Below are 15907 nucleotides of genomic sequence, written 5' to 3'. Positions count from 1 at the left end.
CTACCAAGCCATTACTGACCAGTGAATGACTCTACCTATGATTTTAACGTTTTGTATTTCTGTTATTTCGTCAGCAAACTCAGCAGAGTTGAAACTACGAACTATTAATTTTCCCGGCTGCCTATATAACAATTTGATGCGGAATAATTCATCTTGCTTGATGACATATATGCCTCCGTCAACAATGTTTTGATGACCTCTATCAACAGTTACAGTTGAGCCATTTGGAATTACTGGCGACATACTGTCTCCATAAACAGAAAGTGCCATTACATTAGCCGGATCAGCTCCGTATCGACGAAGCACAGAAAGTGAGAATCTTACCTTAAATCCATTGTGTTCTTCGTTAGTGTGATATCCGTTTTCTGCCGCCTGCTCTATGCTTGTAAAGAATGGTATTGCAACCTCATCATCTGGAGCAGGGGATATGGAATCCCAAGACTGAATCTCTTCAGCTTCAACTTTTGATAAAGGTATTCCGTCTTGTTCTTTAGAACCTCTACCATATTCCAACCACTCAGGCCGGACTTCAAGCCATCTACTTAATGCCAAAATATTACTGGAGTCTGGAATTGATTCTGAATTTAACCACTTCCAGACCGCAGGGCCGCTGACTTTTATTTTTTGTTCGGCGAGGGCGTCAGTAATTTTCCTGCCTAGCCCACGTCCGGCAAATCCAGCATCTAAACATGCCTCTTTTAGCCGTTTGGTGAACTCAACTTTATCAGTATTTTTAACCATGAGTTAATTATCATCCAGACTTGACTAAACTGTCAGTTAGAATTTAGAATTAACTAACAGTTAATTTACTTAATAAGGATATTAACCAAATGAACCCAGTTGAATTCGCAGTTAGTGCAGTCGGTGGGCAAACCGCTGCAGCAAAGATCTGCGGGAAAAGCACCGTTGCAGTTTGGAAGTGGGTACAAAACGGCTGCTTACCCCGAACCGAGTACACAGGAAAAACCAGTTATTCAAAATTGCTTGCAGAACATTCTAACGGAAAGTTCACCGAAAAATGGTTACTACAGGCAGCAAACCCCGATAAGGGATTGATGTAACGGTCATTGCTCTTTAACAATCTATCTTCACGACAAGCTATTGATGAACCCTAGCAAATTGAAATAGCGCCGAGTAAGAACTCAGGCAATCGGGGCGTAGATCCCGTAAAGGCTTATTCATCAAGAGGCTAAGTCGTGTTAACCATTATTCATCTCAGAATAGTTGATATCGCTTTTCGTCATATAAAAAACATAACTTGTTAACTGAATTTCACTTTAGGAAATATAACAAATGGAAATAGCAAAAACTGTCAAAAATACTCGTGATACGCGTAAAGCTCAGATGCTTGAGAGCTATTTTCACAAGAAAGTATTTGAATTTGGGAATAATGAACTGGCAAGCGAAATGGGTATTCATCCATCCAAGTTAAGCAAGGATAAGAACCGGATCGCCAGATTAGCGAGTTTAATGATCGTGAATTTGGGATTACCTGAATGGGCGTTTGAGATATTTGATGCAGATAGTAAATCTGTAGTGGTAATCGAAGGGATATATGCCGAGCGATTAATTCAGGCTTTGGAAAGCGAAGGTAAGGTCAAAAGAAAAACCTCGAAGGCGGCAACCAACGAGGCTTCAGAAATGCAAATTGAGATGTCGATTTAACGACAAGGGGAAGTATGCAGTGTTCCCCTCAGAACAACATTTCACGAGAGTAATTATACATGAAAACCAAATTTAATCACATAGCCGTGCATAAAAATAACATGCGCGATCGGGAGGCTCGTTCCGTTACCAAGGAAGGAGTTAAACATCTTCGTGCTCTTTTAGATGACGCGAAATTACGGAAAGAACTTCGGAAGGAGCTGGTTGGAGATGATCGCCATGAGTAATGTTATTGCACTAAAAAGGGAAACAGAAACACCGAGAAAATCGGGCAAGGGGTTTGCCTTGATGTACAGACAAATAATGGACTGTGACTTTTATAAAAAGGATTCCGAAGCTGTTCATTTATGGCTGCATCTGATCCTGAAGGCAAACAGTAAGCCAGGCACTGTTGAATCTGATATAGGCCAAGTGATGCTGAGTCGTGGTCAGCTTATGACAAGCAGACCAGAACTATGTGCTCAGACGGGTATTGAGGATAACAAAATGAGGGCATTACTGCGCAGTTTTAAATCCAAAGGCATGATCTCATCCGAGTCAAAAAACAACAAATTCAGCATAATTACTGTACTGAAATATGACGAATTTCAAGGTGAAAATTGTCCAACGGTTGTCCGGCAGTTGTCCAACGCAAATCCAGATGTAGCAAGGGGTGAAGAGGTGGAGTGTCCAACGTTTGTCCAAGACATGTCCATAAACAACAATATATATAATATAACTACATCTAAAGATGTAGTTGGTAAGTTTTCTGGCGAAAACAACTCACCGCAACCAGTCAAAAAATCTTCGTCTAAGAAATCAACTCCCGTTCCCTACCAAGCCATGATCGATGCCTACCACGAAATCCTGCCAGAAATGGCAAGGGTTACTGTCTTGCGTGATGGCAGAAAATCCAAGATGCGGACGTTCTGGCAACGTGCCAACAGGGAGTATCAATCTCTGCACCATAGGTCATTCACACTGGAAAACTGGAAAGGTTATCTGGGTTACATTGCCGAGCACTGTCGCTGGATGATGGAAGACCGTCCGAACGGCAAAGGCGGTTACTGGCGAGCCAAGAATCTGGATTACCTCATCACCGACCAATGTTATGTATCCGTCAAAGAGGACAGAGCTAATGACCGCAACCGCAATTAATCAAGTACCTTACAGCTTCGAAGCAGAACAAAGTGTTATCGGCGCGTTATTGCTAGATCCCCAGAGCGATAACGCACAGTACGTCTTCTCAATGCTAACCTCGGATGATTTTTATAGCCGCCACCACGGTCTGATTTATACCGAGATGCGGACGATGAATGGTCAGCGTCAGCCAATTGATATTCTCACGGTTGATGATCGCCTGAAGAATACAGGAAAGTCTGATGGTACAGGGGGATTTGCGTATCTGGCAGAGTTATCCAAGAACACCCCCAGCACAGCTAACATTGTGTTTTATGCTAAGAAACTCAAGGAAACCGCTGCTGAACGTTATGCCATTGAGAAAACCAATGAAATTCAACGTTTGTTGATGACACCTAGCACACTCACGTTTACCGAAAAAATGGATATAGCTCAACGAATAATGGGAGAAGCAGCAGAAAACGGTGTTATCGGCAATAAAACCGGGCTTAAGCCACTGAGTGAGATTGCCGATCGGTGGTTCACAGAACTTGAAGAGCGTTTCAACAACCCAGAGTTACACGTGGGACTTAAGACGGGATTACGGGATTTAGACGAAATGCTAGCGCCTAAGTACATCGCTAATGGATCGCTATTTGTTATCGGTGCGCGTCCTAAAATGGGTAAGACCACAGTGTTAACTGAGATGGCGAAGAACGTCGCGGGTGATGGGCTTCCAGTATTGATGTTCAGCATGGAGATGACGGATAAACAACTTTTTGAGCGCATGGTTAGCCAGAAATCTGGAATAAATTCAGATGCGTTCTATGGTGGTATTGAGGACGACTACGAGTGGGCATTACTCAGTCAGGCTATCGGTGAACTGAAAAATACACCGAATGTTTGGATCGACGATACGCCGGGAATGACATTCGGACACATTCAGGCGCAGTGTCGAAAAATCAAACGTCAGGTCGGCAAGATTGGATTTATCGGTGTTGATTATCTGACCCTGATGAAGACCGAAAAGGCAGATCGGAATGATATTGCTTACGGGAATATTACTAAGGGCCTCAAGATACTGGCGAAAGAACTGGATACCACTGTTGTCCTGCTGACACAGTTGAACCGCAACCTCGAAGAACGAGCCAACAAGCGGCCGATGCCAAGTGACAGCCGTGATACGGGGCAGATTGAGCAGGATTGTGATTACTGGATGGGGGTTTATCGAGATTCAGTCTACCACGAGAAATCCGACCAAACACTGACTGAGTTGATATTGCGACTCAACAGACATGGAAAATCAGGCACTACCTACATTGAGCAAAAAGGTTTAAGCCTACTCCCCATCGATCAGGTGGAAGGTGAGCTCAGGGCAAAACGCAATGAAGACCGGTCTAATAAGCAACACAAGAAAGATTTTTAGAGCATAGATAGGAATACCGCAGGGACTTTAAATGACACAGCAAGAAAAACCAGACACCAAACAGCTAATCGAACGTACCAACCACACATTCCTGAAAATTATCTCGCAAATTTGTCTGATCATGACATTGGATGAATCGGACGAATCTGACCGACTGGAGGCATTGCGTCTGGCGAAACATCAGAATGCTGAAATCGAAAAATGGTTATTGGAAGAAAATGCGGGATGAAAATCAAAATAATCTAATTGAATTGATTAATGCCGTTATTTCGCTGTGAGATTAATACAGGGAGGATTAAATACGATAAGTCATAACATTAGGTTAGTTGAAGTTAAAATTCATTAGAGTTAATTACAGGCTGTTTTATGGGTATGGTTGAACAATGGTCAGATTAATGTATTCAGGCATAAAATCAGAGGACAAAATGGAGACCAAATGGAAATACAGATGGTCAAATCGCCGGGAGGGGTATTTGTTCCCGCATTCGAACACGACTTACCCCGGTTAACCAAATTCAAAAACGGCGAGATGTACACCGCCGATATCAAACTCACCAGAAACCCCGCGTTTCACCGCAAAATGTTCGCCTTTTTCAAGTTTTGCTTTGAGCACTGGGCTGCTGATAAGGCGGGATTGGATTGTATGGATGAACATAGTCAGTTTACCCGATTCAGAAAGGATTTAACCATTCTGGCAGGGTTCTACGAACAGACTGTCAGGCTCAATGGCGAGATACGGACAGAGGCCAAGAGTCTGTCTTACGCCAACATGGAGCCGGATGAATTTGAGCGGTGTTACAGCGCCATGATAAACGCTGCACTCAGACATATTTTCAGGGGCTGCAATCAGATAACTGAGAATCGATTGCTGTCATTTTTTTAATTTAAGCAGGAGCAAAACAGGTGAAGCAACAAATTTACCGCAGCAGAAAATGGCTGGCCGCCGTTGGGCAGATTGAAGACTGTGTCCGATGTGGACAATATGGCATTCAGGTCGCGCACAGAAACGAGGGGAAAGGCATGGGGTTAAAAGTTGACGATAGCCTTACAGCGGCTCTGTGTCCTGAATGTCATTATGCGATCGATAATGGCCCAGAGATGAGTAAAGCAGAGCGCCGACACGAGATGGACAGGTCTATTGTTCTGACCGTTAAGGAGCTGACCAGGAGGGGATTGGTTGGGGTACTATGAATTAAAGCTACTGTGGCCACCGACTGTTAACCATTACTGGAAACACTCAAAATGGGGTCACTACATAACCGATAAGGGTAAAACGTACCGACAACAAATCATAAACCTCATCGAGCAGCAGCATTTAGACCTCCGCACAGCATCCCGCATCAAAATAAAAATAATCGCCCATCCCCCAGATAGACGCCGAAGAGACATCGATAACCTGCCGAAAGCAGTCTTCGATTCGCTGACTCATGCCAATTTCTGGGTCGATGATAATCAGATTGATGATATGCAGATCATGCGGGGTGATCTGGTTAAGGGCGGCTGTCTTGATGTCCAGATATGGGAACTGGATTAATGGAATTCACAGACTTACACATAGCAATTGAAGAAGCACGGTATCTCCATTCAACAACAAGAAAAAATCATGTGGTTCTGCAGTGTGATCACGCCCGATTGAAAGTGATTCAGGCGCGTAAAACGAGAACAGCAGGCCGTTTAATCATGTTCTCAACCAAGTACGATAAACACCATTCAGTATTGCGGGGATAAGATGGGTTATAGAGGAGAAAAACAGCTCATCAAAGAGCAGCAGGACTGGATTGATGGCTGGTTAAATCTATGGGGCGCATGGGTTTACAGTGGCCGGATTGATAAGCGCCAGTTCAACATGATTTATAAGTTCATGATGAGTGTAGAGCCGGGTAAGCATCAAGAGAGGCCGATATGCAATGATGATGATGGTATGTTGATTTCTCAGGTTGTCGATTCCGTCATGTGTATTGACCGGAAAGCCTACGGTATTTTACTCAGTTACTACGCCCACAATGCCTCTAAACTGGCAATTTCAACTTACTATCATAAAGTTGCATCTCCCCGCAAAATGATGACACGCTCAGGAGGGCGATTGAAAAAGCCATCAATGGGGACATGTCGGAATGAGGTGAATGAAATTCTTAATGCAAGTCTCTATCTTTTATACCAACCTTTGAAAAATGCGTTTAATTCGCGCAAACGTGTAGAGAAAATTAAAAAAATTGCATAGAACGTGTTGACTTTAATTATCAAATTAGCAATAATTTTTGGTAAGGTTGCCGTCAGTGTTTCTTAGGTGCCTTACCAGAACAATACTCCCGCACTCGCGGGTTTTTTTATACCTGAAATAAACATAAGACTTGCTGTTGTGATTGGTCAGAGTTACATGTGTGTTCACGCCGAATAACTGACCAAAGGTTTGAAATTATCATGCTAAAACATGAAGATATGACAACAACAGCTTCCTGCGTTTTAGAAACAGTGCCTCTGTATAACTGGGCGTCTGTTTCAGACATTTCTACCTTAACGGGGCTAACAAGGCCACGTTGCCAATTGCTTTTAACTCAATTTTGTCTGGCTGGTCTGATGGAAAGCCGGGACAATGAGACGTTTTTCAAACGTTGCCTTTGATGGGGCAATGTCTTAAGCGGTGAAATGTTGGCTGGTGATGCAATAACGCCAGCCTTCACCCAGTGGCTTTCCTGAGAACCCGTCAGCGTCGATGTATGGAATAGCCAGTGAATTTAAGTAGTACCACATTAATTAACGACGACTCTCTGAAATTTATCAAAACCCTGCCGGATAACTGTATTGACCTGATTGCGACTGACCCGCCTTACTTTCGGGTAAAAGACTGCAGTTGGGATAATCAGTGGAACGATGTGACGGCTTACCTTGCGTGGCTGGATGAGCTACTGGCTGAGTTCTGGCGGGTGCTGAAACCCAATGGCAGCCTGTATATGTTCTGTGGTTCACGTTTGGCCTCCGATACTGAGCTGCTCGTGCGTGAACGCTTTAATGTGTTGAACCATATTATTTGGGCGAAACCATCTGGCCCGTGGCGCAGGCAGAATAAAGAAAGCCTGCGGATGTATTTTCCCGCCACTGAACGTATTATTTTTGCCGAACATTACCAAGGCCCTTATCACCCGAAAGGGGATGGCTATTCCCGTCACTGTCGGGAACTGAAACAGTCGGTGTTTAAGCCGCTAATCGATTATTTTCGTGATGCCCGGAAAGCGTTAGGCGTCACGGCAAAAGAAATTCACGCTGCTACAGGAAAGCAGATGGCGAGTCACTGGTTCAGCGACAGCCAGTGGCAGTTACCCAATAAAGAGGATTATCAAAAACTGCAGGTGTTATTTGACTGTATCGCTAAAGAAAAGCATCAGCGTGGCGAGCTGAACAAGCCTTATTCTAATTTGGTGGAATCACACCAGATATTATCGCGCCAGTATGAAGAACTGCGGCAGGAGTACGGCTTAATGCGCCGTTCGTTCTCAGTCACAGCAGAAGTGCCTTATACCGATGTCTGGCAGTTTGCGCCTGTGCAGTATTATCCGGGCAAGCACCCTTGCGAAAAGCCTGCTGATTTAATGGCGCATATTATTCAGTCCAGTAGCCGGGAAGGGGATCTGGTGGCTGATTTTTTTATGGGTTCCGGGGCGACACTGAAAGCCGCGTTGAAACTGAATCGCCGCGTGTTGGGTGTGGAATTGGAAGAGGAACGGTTTAAGCAAACCGAGCAAGAGATTAACGAAATACTTTCTGTCAGTAGTAAACTTTGAGTTTACAACTCACTGAATCACGCACTCGACTAACAGACAGATTTTATAATGCGCAGCCCTATTTTAAGGCGTATTGATTTTGTTACAGGTTATTCAATTGAGATAAAAATCTGGCCTCAGTAATATTAACTGGCTAGTTAGCAGTAGGATGAAATGACCTTTAACGAATAATAAAGTGAGGGATTTATGTCTGACGTTAATAAGCTGGATAATAAACAATGTCCGTTTGATCCTGACCAGTATAAGTATAATGAGAAGATTGATGTCGAAGTAGATAATGTAGCGCCTGTTGGTTCTTTGCCGTGGGCGTTGATTCAAGTGTATGTGGGGAAGCTAGTTCGCCGCAATGGTTGGGATGCGCAAGTTGAATATATAAAGTTACTTCAGGGTTCAACGGATAACAATGTCTTACCTCAAATTGGAATAGTGGATAAAGAGGGAACAACATCTTGGCAGCCAACACAGGAAGATATGATGGCTTGTGACTGGATTTTGCTGGATTATACGTTGTCCTTTAATCTTATATCAGGGAGTGGAACATATAATAATCCTAGCTTGCCAAATGAGCCAGTAGCCTGGGGATATATAATGAATCCTGACTGGGGGCATCATTTTGGAACTCTAAACATAAAGAAAAATAATGCTGATATTGCGAAAATATGGGCTTTTCTTTGGAATCAAGGAATTCTTTATTTTGATATAACGACTAAACCAGATAAAGAAAATTGTCAGAAAGTAGAAAATTTATTCCAAAATAAAAGCCTTGTGATCACGGTGGATGGTCTAGCCTATAATCTTGGTAAGCCATTACCAAGAAGAAACAATAGCGTACTTTATTCCTTTGAGTTTAGGTATCAAAACTCTGAAGCGCAAAAACTAGGTACTTTATTACAGCAAATGCAACAAGTGGGTCAAATCAAAACTTTTAACTGTGATTGGGAATAACTCCAATCTATATCCTGAATTCAAGGCTTCGCTCCGGCGTAGCCTTTTTGTATTTCAGCCAAAGTAAACAGCCCCTGAGTGGGGCCGTTGGGTTATGGAATGAGTTGTTCTGGCGTGCAGTCGTATAGTGCAGCCAGTTTTTCCCGTGTACGCTTCTGCGGTCGATCTGATGCCTCCCACTGAGACACTGTGGATTGAGCTGTGTTGAGCTTTTCAGCGACTTCGTACTGAGACAGCCCACGATAGATGCGCCAAGCTGCCAGAATAGAAACATCCTGGTCAACCATGATAGACACAACGCCATTAGGCACGGTTACATCATCGTATTTTGACGGAGTGTAGGGCACATCCTCCCAATCTCCTTTTGCGCTGATAAGCTTTTCGTATTCAGCTACTGGTAGGACAACATACAGTGGTTTTCCTGCTTCATCGTTTATGTATTGCATTGTCATATATTCATCCGGTTGGCTAAGAATCGCGGTGAATTTAATAATGAGGAAATGGCGGGTTACCCCGCCTAGTACGTTGTCGATGTTCTCCGTTTGACTGCCATTATCGAGCAGATAACCGGTTCGCCGTCAGTGATTTCGAAGATTATCCTGTAGTCGCCGACCCTCAGTCTGTACTGGTTATCAAGGTCATGAAGCTTCTTGATGTCCAATGTTACTGCAGGAAAGGTTTCAAGTTGGTTAACCTTCTCATTGATAGCTTTCCGGTATCTGGTATCGATTGAAAGCAACTGTTTTCGTGCTTTCCTCGTCCATTGAACCGTAACCATCGTTTCCTCATTTGTTAAAGAACATATCCGCTTGGGATGATTAGATAATAAGATTTAAATCGTATTTAGTCAACTGGAAATGCGATTAAAATACGATATTGTTTTCAGGGCTACGCTATTTGCGTGGTCTTTTTAATTTATGCCACCGCAATCACTCACAGAACCTCAGTATTTCTTATTGCGGCTGGCATCCTATTAACTTACTAGTGAGGTTTATCATGACATTATTTTTTGAAGTTGGGATGCCAACAACAACAACGACTAGCCTCATGTCTGCTGGTTGTCATCGTGATGTCGGAATTGGCTCTTTCACTGTCAATATGCTAACGGGAAAGCAATTAGCTGTTGATGTCAAAGTATCAGGATTTTGCGGGCATGAAGATTATGAAAATAAACTTATCGTAAAGTATAAAGAAACTTTTGATCCTGAAAGCACCTTTGCTGCGTTTTTTGAACGTGCTGAAAATTATGCAAAACAATACTGCGACCAAATTGGGCTGGCAGAAAAAGCGGCCTAGAGGCCGCAGTGTATCATCTATGTTTTGTTGGATCTTTTGTTAAGGCAATAGCGGCATCAATAGCGTCTTTTCCTGACCAGACTTGCTGTTTTAATGCCTCTAAAGACGCGACAACTTCATTAGTGAAATTCTCACAACCGGGCTTGCTTTCTAAGTTTTTAAGAATATGGTGAATAAGTAGCTGGACTACAGTTTGTTGTCCTTTCATCTCTTCTTTAATTTGGTTGAGATAGAATTCTGTTTCTTGGTCTAGCATTTGCGTCCTTTTTACTGAGGTAGTCAGCCATCCCTCTATTCGTTTAGTAAATATTTGGCTGATCTAACAGTATACCTTAACTATCAATTTATTACTTTTAACCTACTCACAGGGGCGAGCTTATTTCACCCCACGGACGCCCATTGTTCTAATGGGGTGGAATATGAAAATGAAAGAAAATCCTGATATCTGGGTACATCTCGGTGACTGGCTCATCTCGATAAGAGAGCAAGGCATCGGGGCAACCCTCGCCGGGACAATGGCATTTCTTCGCGGCCGTTATCAAGGCGGCGGCTGGTTAAAGGTGTCAATTGATGCCTTTATGTGTGCCATGTTCGCTTGGTTCATTCGTGATGTATTAAATCTGTTTGGCCTGAATCCTGACTTGGCCTACATCGGCAGTGTGGTGATTGGCTATCTGGGGACAGACTTTATTGGTCAATGGCTGCGTAAGGCGGCGGAGAAGAAAGCGGGAGGCAACAATGACGAGAGGCATTCGTAACAATAATCCCGGCAATATTGATTACAACCCCGTGAACAAGTGGCAAGGTCTATTATCTCATAACCCGAATATTGAGAAGCGGTTCTGTCGGTTCGAGTCGCCAGAGTATGGCATTCGGGCACTGATGAAACTGCTGTGTAATTATCACAAGGGCGGACATAACAGCGTATCTAAGATGATTAATCGCTGGGCACCTTCCAATGAGAATAACACGACAGCTTATATTAATGGAGTTGCTAAGGCGCTCAATGTTGACCAGTTCGAGAGGATTGACGTTAATAAGCCCACGTTAATTGCGCTGGCTAAGTCGATTATCCGGCATGAGAACGGCAGGCAACCTTATCCGATGGAGACGTTCGAACGAGCGTTTGAGTTGTTATGAAATTCAACATCCAGCTTTTCATGATTGGTGCGCTGGCTCTTCTATCTACTCTGCTCAGTTTAACTTACTGGCAGTATCAGAAAAAAAGTAAGGACTACACAGAGCTGAATGAGAGGTATCAAGCGCAACTCACTGCGATAAATAAGCAGCAAGAGCAAATTAAACACCTCGCAGAGCTGGACAAGACCCACACTCAGGAACTCGCCAATGCCAAGACTGAAATCAACACTCTTCGGGCTGATGTTGCCGCTGGTCGTCGCAAGCTGCGCATCAAAGCCAGCTGTCCTGTGTCTGAAACCGCTTCCTCCGGCAGCGTGGGCGATGCAGGAACCCCACAACTTACAGAATCAGCTAAACAAGATTATTACGATCTCCTCAGAATGATGGCGGAAAACAGGCAGCAGACTGAGTATTTACAAGACTATATCAACACTGAATGCAGAGGAAATAATGGAAAATCAACACCGTAAAATCACTGGTTACCGTGAATTATCCCAAGATGAAATTGATTGCATGAACAAGATTAAGGCACTAGGTGAGGAAATAGGTCAACTTTATGATCATCTCGTAAAACCCAACACAAATGTTGATATGCGTTGGTTGCTTGAAGGTCGGACTGATCTGCAAAAGGGAATCATGTGCTGGGTTCGTGCTGTGGCTCAACCAACTACATTCTGAGTAGCTACCTCAGAACAAATAATTCGGGGTTGCAGGAGTATGTGAGGACGCAGTGTAAGTGAGAGGACGGTGGGAGTGCCGTCCTACTTCGTTTTATTATAAGCACAATATGTAATTCCATACTCCCGGGTGTACCGTTGTACATTGAACTAAACAGCTACTCCATGCTGAGCTGCCTGGGGTAAACATCGAGCAAGTCGCAGAATAGGTTGGCGTTGAAGTTAAAAGCGTTGAGCCAGCTATTAGGTAAAGAAGATATTTTCTCATAGTTATTACCCGCATCGTTTACAGCATTACTACCACACAACCTGATAAACCCATCACACTGCAACATCAAGCGAATAATGCTTAACAATTAGTTATCAACTGAAACTAAACCCAATATTTCTTTACCTATTCCCTGAGTGGTTAAAGGAATACCCCGAGCCATCACATATCGTGGTGGCTTTTGTATCTGAATTTCGCGCATTAGCACGCGCCTATCTAATCCAAGAACCTACAGAAAGTGAATCTGAGAAAACCGTTAATTATGTGGTGTTCTTGGGGCGGATTTTCTGTGCTAACAGGTTCACTTTCTATAGGAAACCACATAATGAAATACCCAACAGTCGCTATTAATGGCATCTCAGTTCGTGTCGATAATGAAGGACGTTATAACCTCAATGACTTACATGCTGCTGCAGTTGCTAACGGAGAAGCAACCGAATCTCAAAAGCCGAGCAAATTTATTCGAAGTGCTCAGGTCAGGAGATTTATAGAGGTACTGACCAAAGGACAAAAAAGTCCTCTGGAACAAAATCAACCAGTTAGGATTAACAATGGCGGTGTTAATCCGGGAATATGGGGTGTTGAGTTATTAGTCATCAGATATGCGGCTTGGCTTAAACCTGAATTTGAAATTCGGGTTTATAACACCTTCCGTGATGCTGTCCGGAACGAGTTTGATGTCATGGCCCGTCTGAATCGCTTAGATCTGACCATTGAAGCAGAGACAAGGGATATCAGTGCTTGTGCTCGCAAAATGAGTCACTGGGGCGCGGGAGGGAGAAAGCAGTTACTGCTTGCTGCCCGCGAACGCATGATTGAGCAGGTTCAGCCATTCTTACCGGGGGTTCAGTCAATGCCTCCTCAAAATTGAGTTGACTGATTTTATGAGTAAAAATGGCGATGATTAAGGTTGTCACTTTGACTTAGCACTCAGCGAAATATTTCGTTTATTTCAATGCCACAAAATTTTATAAAATACCCATAAATGGGGGTGATAGAGGTCTGTAGAGCATTTAATTGTTATCATTACCTAAAATAAAAGGAGATAACATGAAAAAATTGATAGTTATGCTTGTACTAGGAATGGTTAGCTTTGGTGCTATGGCAGTTGACGGGTATAAAGATGCAAAATTTGGTATAGCAGAAAAAGAATTTCTTTCGAAAAAATTGTGTAACTTTGAAAAAGTAGGAAATTTTCCTCAAATGAAGGAAGTTACATTTTATTTATGTACTGATTTTTTATTTGCTGACAAGAAGCATGGCGCAACGGCACTTTTTTTAAATGGAAAATTTAAAAGATTAGATATCATTATGGATAGTCGAGTATTACCACTAAAGGGATCCTTAGAGAGAAAATATGGAACGCCATCATCAATGCCATCGCAGGAAGAGATTGATAACGTGAAAAGAAATGGTGGCAATGTATTTATGGGTTTTGATGGAGACACAGTAAGAATCGAGTTAAATGTAGAACGAGGGAAAGAATACACAGCTTTAGTTTATACAGATCCAGATTTTGGTAAAGTAGTGCAGGAGCTAACTCGTAGAAAGTTGGAAAAAGATATCTAATATGACAATAACCACCTTCGGGTGGTTTTTTGCTTTATAGGAAAAAAAATGGCACTCACCGACAAACAAGAAATGTTTTGTCGCGAGTACCTCGTTGATTTGAACGCGACACAAGCGGCTATTCGTGCGGGGTACAGCGAGAAGACTGCAAACCGTACTGCATCTGAGAACTTGTCAAAACCTGATATCCAGGCACGTATTGCCGAACTCAAAGCAGACCGTAATGAAGAAGTCGGGATCAACGCGACTTATGTATTAAAACGGCTGGTTGAAATCGACCAGATGGATGTGCTCGATATTCTCACAGATGGCGGTGAACTCAAGCCCGTCAAAGACTGGCCCAAAGTGTGGCGCACCACTTTATCTGGTCTGGAAGTCCTTGAAGTGGGCTCACAGGATACGGCTGCGTTACTCAAGAAAATCAAGTGGCCGGATAAGGTGAAGAACCTTGAGTTGCTTGGCAAGCATATCAGTGTTCAGGCTTTCCGTGAGCAGGTGAAAAAAGAACACGATGTTGTTGGTACACTGTCTGATCTGATGGACGAACTGTCTAAGGGATAGCATGAAGCCGGCACATTTAGCGTTACTGCGCGATAAGCTCTGGCGACTCAACAATCTCTACTGGATAACCAACAAAGAGGGCCGTCCGGTCAGATTCAACATGACCCCAGAGCAGTTGGAGTATTTCGAAGGCATTCACACCCGTAACATCATTCTCAAAGCCCGTCAATTGGGGTTTACCACCGAAGTCTGCATTATCCAGCTCGATGCGGCGTTATTCGAATCCGCCCGATGTGCCCTGATTGCGCATACCTTAAATGATGCCAAGCGCCTGTTTCGGGAAAAGGTCAAATATGCTTACGACCGATTGCCTGACGAGATTAAGGCGGCGAATCCGGCCAGTAACGATGCGGCAGGAGAGCTGGTCTTTCAAAAAGGCGGATCGCTATATGTCTCCACGTCGTTTCGTGGGGGGACATTGCGTTATCTGCATGTGTCCGAGTTCGGCAAGATTTGCGCCAAGTTCCCCGACAAAGCGCGTGAAATTGTCACCGGAGCATTTGAGGCGGTATCAACGGATTGTTTCACCACGATTGAGAGCACGGCAGAAGGGCGGGCAGGTTATTTCTTTGACTACTGTCAGATGGCGGAGAAAGCCCTGATACAAGGCAAACGACTCTCTAACCTTGACTGGAAATTCTTTTTCTTCTCATGGTGGAAAAACCCGCTGTATGCCATTGATCCGGTCGAGCCCACACCGCAGCGATTGGCTGATTACTTCGCTGAACTGAAAGCAAAACACAGCATCACCCTGACCGAACGCCAGCAGGCGTGGTATCTCGCCAAAGAGAAGACGCTGGGTGATGACATGAAGCGGGAATATCCCTCGCTCCCCGCTGAAGCTTTCCAGCAATCGGTTGAAGGTGCTTATTACGCCAAGCAGTTCCGCTGGCTGTATGAAAACAAACGCATTGGCAAATTACCGGATAATTCCCATCTGCCTGTCCATACGTTCTGGGATATCGGTGTCGGGGATTCCACGGCTATCTGGTTTGTGCGTGAAGTCGGGGGAGAATTCCACGTTATCGACTACTACGAGAATTCAGGTGAAGGGCTACGGCACTATATGAAGGTGCTGAAAGGCAAGGGTTACACCTACGGCGAACACTGGGGACCCCATGATATCGATAACCGGGAATTTGGTTCGGATGCGAAATCACGCCGGGAACTGGCGCGGGAAGGGTATGAAATCGATGGTCAGCGTTATTCGCTTATCTTCAGGGTTGTGCCGAAAGTGGCGGTAGATACCGGTATCGAGTCTGTGCGTGAAATACTGCCCAAGTGCGTCTTTGACGAGGAGAAATGCAGTGAAGGCATCTCCCATCTGGAAAGCTACCGTAAAGAGTGGGATGACAAACGCGGTTGCTGGAAAGATAAACCCTTGCATGACTTCACGTCACACGGTGCTGATAGCTTCCGTTATTTTGCAGTGGCTAAGAATAACCGCAAGGCAGTCGGTGCCTTTTTCTTTTAAGGAGCGTCT

26 protein-coding genes are annotated in these 15907 nt (G+C 44.0%); 22 read left to right on the top strand and 4 right to left on the bottom strand.

The genetic code is table 11. The features are described from left to right. Complete coding sequence (locus AACS90_RS10370; RefSeq protein WP_099122593.1) at nucleotides 1-741, bottom strand: S24 family peptidase; 741 nt, start codon at nucleotides 739-741, stop codon at nucleotides 1-3. 89 nt (nucleotides 742-830) lie between these two features. Between AACS90_RS10370 and AACS90_RS10365 the strand changes: the two genes are divergently transcribed. The 13 genes from AACS90_RS10365 (at nucleotide 831) to AACS90_RS10305 (ending at nucleotide 8913) form a co-directional block, all read left to right on the top strand. Next, nucleotides 831-1061 (top strand): hypothetical protein, encoded by a 231-nt coding sequence (locus AACS90_RS10365; protein ID WP_099122592.1) that lies wholly within the window; start codon nucleotides 831-833, stop codon nucleotides 1059-1061. A gap of 232 nt (nucleotides 1062-1293) precedes the next feature. Next, nucleotides 1294-1665 carry a hypothetical protein gene (locus AACS90_RS10360; RefSeq protein WP_099122591.1) on the top strand — a complete coding sequence of 124 codons (372 nt, stop codon included), beginning with the start codon at nucleotides 1294-1296 and terminating at the stop codon, nucleotides 1663-1665. Between the two features lie 219 nt (nucleotides 1666-1884). Further along, on the top strand, nucleotides 1885-2802 hold the full coding sequence (locus AACS90_RS10355) for a DNA replication protein (protein ID WP_099122615.1): 918 nt from the start codon (nucleotides 1885-1887) through the stop codon (nucleotides 2800-2802). Further along, nucleotides 2783-4189 (top strand): replicative DNA helicase, encoded by a 1407-nt coding sequence (locus AACS90_RS10350; RefSeq protein ID WP_241538275.1) that lies wholly within the window; start codon nucleotides 2783-2785, stop codon nucleotides 4187-4189. The genes AACS90_RS10355 and AACS90_RS10350 overlap by 20 nt, the downstream gene beginning before the upstream one ends. A gap of 31 nt (nucleotides 4190-4220) precedes the next feature. Further along, complete coding sequence (locus AACS90_RS10345; protein WP_099122590.1) at nucleotides 4221-4418, top strand: hypothetical protein; 198 nt, start codon at nucleotides 4221-4223, stop codon at nucleotides 4416-4418. Nucleotides 4419-4625: 207 nt separating this feature from the next. Continuing rightward, nucleotides 4626-5072 (top strand): DUF1367 family protein, encoded by a 447-nt coding sequence (locus tag AACS90_RS10340; RefSeq protein ID WP_099122589.1) that lies wholly within the window; start codon nucleotides 4626-4628, stop codon nucleotides 5070-5072. 20 nt (nucleotides 5073-5092) lie between these two features. Further along, a complete protein-coding gene (locus AACS90_RS10335) occupies nucleotides 5093-5380 on the top strand; it encodes a hypothetical protein (RefSeq protein WP_099122588.1) in 288 nt (95 codons plus the stop codon). Further along, nucleotides 5367-5723: a RusA family crossover junction endodeoxyribonuclease gene (locus tag AACS90_RS10330; protein WP_099122587.1), complete on the top strand. Its 357-nt coding sequence runs from the start codon at nucleotides 5367-5369 to the stop codon at nucleotides 5721-5723. The genes AACS90_RS10335 and AACS90_RS10330 overlap by 14 nt, the downstream gene beginning before the upstream one ends. Then, nucleotides 5723-5917: a hypothetical protein gene (locus AACS90_RS10325; protein WP_099122586.1), complete on the top strand. Its 195-nt coding sequence runs from the start codon at nucleotides 5723-5725 to the stop codon at nucleotides 5915-5917. The genes AACS90_RS10330 and AACS90_RS10325 overlap by 1 nt, the downstream gene beginning before the upstream one ends. Nucleotide 5918: 1 nt before the next feature. Continuing rightward, nucleotides 5919-6410: an antiterminator Q family protein gene (locus tag AACS90_RS10320; RefSeq protein WP_099122585.1), complete on the top strand. Its 492-nt coding sequence runs from the start codon at nucleotides 5919-5921 to the stop codon at nucleotides 6408-6410. A gap of 200 nt (nucleotides 6411-6610) precedes the next feature. Then, on the top strand, nucleotides 6611-6811 hold the full coding sequence (locus AACS90_RS10315; protein ID WP_099122584.1) for a hypothetical protein: 201 nt from the start codon (nucleotides 6611-6613) through the stop codon (nucleotides 6809-6811). A 107-nt stretch (nucleotides 6812-6918) separates the two neighbouring features. Continuing rightward, entirely contained in the window at nucleotides 6919-7968 is a 1050-nt protein-coding gene (locus AACS90_RS10310; RefSeq protein ID WP_099122583.1) for a DNA-methyltransferase, read from the top strand. 186 nt (nucleotides 7969-8154) lie between these two features. Next, nucleotides 8155-8913, top strand: coding sequence for a Thoeris anti-defense Tad2 family protein (locus tag AACS90_RS10305; RefSeq protein WP_099122582.1), 759 nt, complete (start codon nucleotides 8155-8157; stop codon nucleotides 8911-8913). A gap of 92 nt (nucleotides 8914-9005) precedes the next feature. Here the strand turns inward: AACS90_RS10305 and AACS90_RS10300 are convergent, their stop codons facing one another. Both AACS90_RS10300 and AACS90_RS10295 read right to left on the bottom strand, forming a co-directional pair. After that, nucleotides 9006-9365 (bottom strand): helix-turn-helix domain-containing protein, encoded by a 360-nt coding sequence (locus AACS90_RS10300; RefSeq protein WP_099122581.1) that lies wholly within the window; start codon nucleotides 9363-9365, stop codon nucleotides 9006-9008. A 65-nt stretch (nucleotides 9366-9430) separates the two neighbouring features. Continuing rightward, on the bottom strand, nucleotides 9431-9691 hold the full coding sequence (locus AACS90_RS10295; protein WP_099122580.1) for a type II toxin-antitoxin system RelE family toxin: 261 nt from the start codon (nucleotides 9689-9691) through the stop codon (nucleotides 9431-9433). Between the two features lie 218 nt (nucleotides 9692-9909). Between AACS90_RS10295 and AACS90_RS10290 the strand changes: the two genes are divergently transcribed. After that, the gene (locus tag AACS90_RS10290) at nucleotides 9910-10209 is read left to right on the top strand and encodes a hypothetical protein (protein WP_099122579.1); all 300 of its coding nucleotides are present in this window, start codon (nucleotides 9910-9912) and stop codon (nucleotides 10207-10209) included. 13 nt (nucleotides 10210-10222) lie between these two features. Here the strand turns inward: AACS90_RS10290 and AACS90_RS10285 are convergent, their stop codons facing one another. Further along, a complete protein-coding gene (locus AACS90_RS10285; protein ID WP_099122578.1) occupies nucleotides 10223-10465 on the bottom strand; it encodes a hypothetical protein in 243 nt (80 codons plus the stop codon). Between the two features lie 169 nt (nucleotides 10466-10634). On the opposite strand from AACS90_RS10285, the gene AACS90_RS10280 reads away from it, so the two are divergent. From AACS90_RS10280 to AACS90_RS10245, 8 genes are all read left to right on the top strand, one after another. Further along, nucleotides 10635-10967 (top strand): phage holin, lambda family, encoded by a 333-nt coding sequence (locus tag AACS90_RS10280; RefSeq protein ID WP_193757239.1) that lies wholly within the window; start codon nucleotides 10635-10637, stop codon nucleotides 10965-10967. Then, nucleotides 10948-11349 (top strand): structural protein, encoded by a 402-nt coding sequence (locus tag AACS90_RS10275; protein WP_099122576.1) that lies wholly within the window; start codon nucleotides 10948-10950, stop codon nucleotides 11347-11349. The genes AACS90_RS10280 and AACS90_RS10275 overlap by 20 nt, the downstream gene beginning before the upstream one ends. Next, a complete protein-coding gene (locus AACS90_RS10270; protein WP_099122575.1) occupies nucleotides 11346-11819 on the top strand; it encodes a lysis protein in 474 nt (157 codons plus the stop codon). Before AACS90_RS10275 ends, AACS90_RS10270 begins: the two co-directional genes overlap by 4 nt. Beyond that, complete coding sequence (locus AACS90_RS10265) at nucleotides 11800-12027, top strand: Acb2/Tad1 domain-containing protein (RefSeq protein WP_099112017.1); 228 nt, start codon at nucleotides 11800-11802, stop codon at nucleotides 12025-12027. Before AACS90_RS10270 ends, AACS90_RS10265 begins: the two co-directional genes overlap by 20 nt. Nucleotides 12028-12619: 592 nt before the next feature. Further along, nucleotides 12620-13165: a KilA-N domain-containing protein gene (locus tag AACS90_RS10260; RefSeq protein ID WP_099122574.1), complete on the top strand. Its 546-nt coding sequence runs from the start codon at nucleotides 12620-12622 to the stop codon at nucleotides 13163-13165. A 179-nt stretch (nucleotides 13166-13344) separates the two neighbouring features. Next, a complete protein-coding gene (locus AACS90_RS10255) occupies nucleotides 13345-13863 on the top strand; it encodes a hypothetical protein (RefSeq protein ID WP_099122573.1) in 519 nt (172 codons plus the stop codon). Nucleotides 13864-13911: 48 nt separating this feature from the next. Beyond that, nucleotides 13912-14424: a terminase small subunit gene (locus AACS90_RS10250; RefSeq protein ID WP_099122572.1), complete on the top strand. Its 513-nt coding sequence runs from the start codon at nucleotides 13912-13914 to the stop codon at nucleotides 14422-14424. 1 nt (nucleotide 14425) lies between these two features. Next, the gene (locus AACS90_RS10245) at nucleotides 14426-15898 is read left to right on the top strand and encodes a terminase (RefSeq protein WP_099122571.1); all 1473 of its coding nucleotides are present in this window, start codon (nucleotides 14426-14428) and stop codon (nucleotides 15896-15898) included. Nucleotides 15899-15907 lie beyond the last annotated feature (9 nt).

Origin of the sequence: Xenorhabdus sp. KK7.4, assembly GCF_963876465.1 — a bacterium.
GTDB classification, from domain to species: domain Bacteria; phylum Pseudomonadota; class Gammaproteobacteria; order Enterobacterales; family Enterobacteriaceae; genus Xenorhabdus; species Xenorhabdus stockiae.
Note: the sequence above shows the minus strand (reverse complement) of the source record. Positions and strands in the feature narration are given on the sequence as shown.

Excerpts from the sequence above, each read along its gene's own strand:
- AACS90_RS10270 (WP_099122575.1), top strand. The coding sequence starts at position 11,346 with ATGAAATTCAACATCCAGCTTTTCATGATTGGTGCGCTGGCTCTTCTA.
- AACS90_RS10315 (WP_099122584.1), top strand. The coding sequence starts at position 6,611 with ATGCTAAAACATGAAGATATGACAACAACAGCTTCCTGCGTTTTAGAA.
- AACS90_RS10260 (WP_099122574.1), top strand. The coding sequence starts at position 12,620 with ATGAAATACCCAACAGTCGCTATTAATGGCATCTCAGTTCGTGTCGAT.
- AACS90_RS10245 (WP_099122571.1), top strand. The coding sequence starts at position 14,426 with ATGAAGCCGGCACATTTAGCGTTACTGCGCGATAAGCTCTGGCGACTC.
- AACS90_RS10340 (WP_099122589.1), top strand. The coding sequence starts at position 4,626 with ATGGAAATACAGATGGTCAAATCGCCGGGAGGGGTATTTGTTCCCGCA.
- AACS90_RS10365 (WP_099122592.1), top strand. The coding sequence starts at position 831 with ATGAACCCAGTTGAATTCGCAGTTAGTGCAGTCGGTGGGCAAACCGCT.
- AACS90_RS10345 (WP_099122590.1), top strand. The coding sequence starts at position 4,221 with ATGACACAGCAAGAAAAACCAGACACCAAACAGCTAATCGAACGTACC.
- AACS90_RS10280 (WP_193757239.1), top strand. The coding sequence starts at position 10,635 with ATGAAAGAAAATCCTGATATCTGGGTACATCTCGGTGACTGGCTCATC.
- AACS90_RS10350 (WP_241538275.1), top strand. The coding sequence starts at position 2,783 with ATGACCGCAACCGCAATTAATCAAGTACCTTACAGCTTCGAAGCAGAA.
- AACS90_RS10325 (WP_099122586.1), top strand. The coding sequence starts at position 5,723 with ATGGAATTCACAGACTTACACATAGCAATTGAAGAAGCACGGTATCTC.
- AACS90_RS10320 (WP_099122585.1), top strand. The coding sequence starts at position 5,919 with ATGGGTTATAGAGGAGAAAAACAGCTCATCAAAGAGCAGCAGGACTGG.
- AACS90_RS10255 (WP_099122573.1), top strand. The coding sequence starts at position 13,345 with ATGAAAAAATTGATAGTTATGCTTGTACTAGGAATGGTTAGCTTTGGT.
- AACS90_RS10275 (WP_099122576.1), top strand. The coding sequence starts at position 10,948 with ATGACGAGAGGCATTCGTAACAATAATCCCGGCAATATTGATTACAAC.
- AACS90_RS10290 (WP_099122579.1), top strand. The coding sequence starts at position 9,910 with ATGACATTATTTTTTGAAGTTGGGATGCCAACAACAACAACGACTAGC.
- AACS90_RS10265 (WP_099112017.1), top strand. The coding sequence starts at position 11,800 with ATGGAAAATCAACACCGTAAAATCACTGGTTACCGTGAATTATCCCAA.
- AACS90_RS10250 (WP_099122572.1), top strand. The coding sequence starts at position 13,912 with ATGGCACTCACCGACAAACAAGAAATGTTTTGTCGCGAGTACCTCGTT.
- AACS90_RS10360 (WP_099122591.1), top strand. The coding sequence starts at position 1,294 with ATGGAAATAGCAAAAACTGTCAAAAATACTCGTGATACGCGTAAAGCT.
- AACS90_RS10295 (WP_099122580.1), bottom strand. The coding sequence starts at position 9,691 with ATGGTTACGGTTCAATGGACGAGGAAAGCACGAAAACAGTTGCTTTCA.
- AACS90_RS10305 (WP_099122582.1), top strand. The coding sequence starts at position 8,155 with ATGTCTGACGTTAATAAGCTGGATAATAAACAATGTCCGTTTGATCCT.
- AACS90_RS10300 (WP_099122581.1), bottom strand. The coding sequence starts at position 9,365 with ATGACAATGCAATACATAAACGATGAAGCAGGAAAACCACTGTATGTT.
- AACS90_RS10285 (WP_099122578.1), bottom strand. The coding sequence starts at position 10,465 with ATGCTAGACCAAGAAACAGAATTCTATCTCAACCAAATTAAAGAAGAG.
- AACS90_RS10355 (WP_099122615.1), top strand. The coding sequence starts at position 1,885 with ATGAGTAATGTTATTGCACTAAAAAGGGAAACAGAAACACCGAGAAAA.
- AACS90_RS10370 (WP_099122593.1), bottom strand. The coding sequence starts at position 741 with ATGGTTAAAAATACTGATAAAGTTGAGTTCACCAAACGGCTAAAAGAG.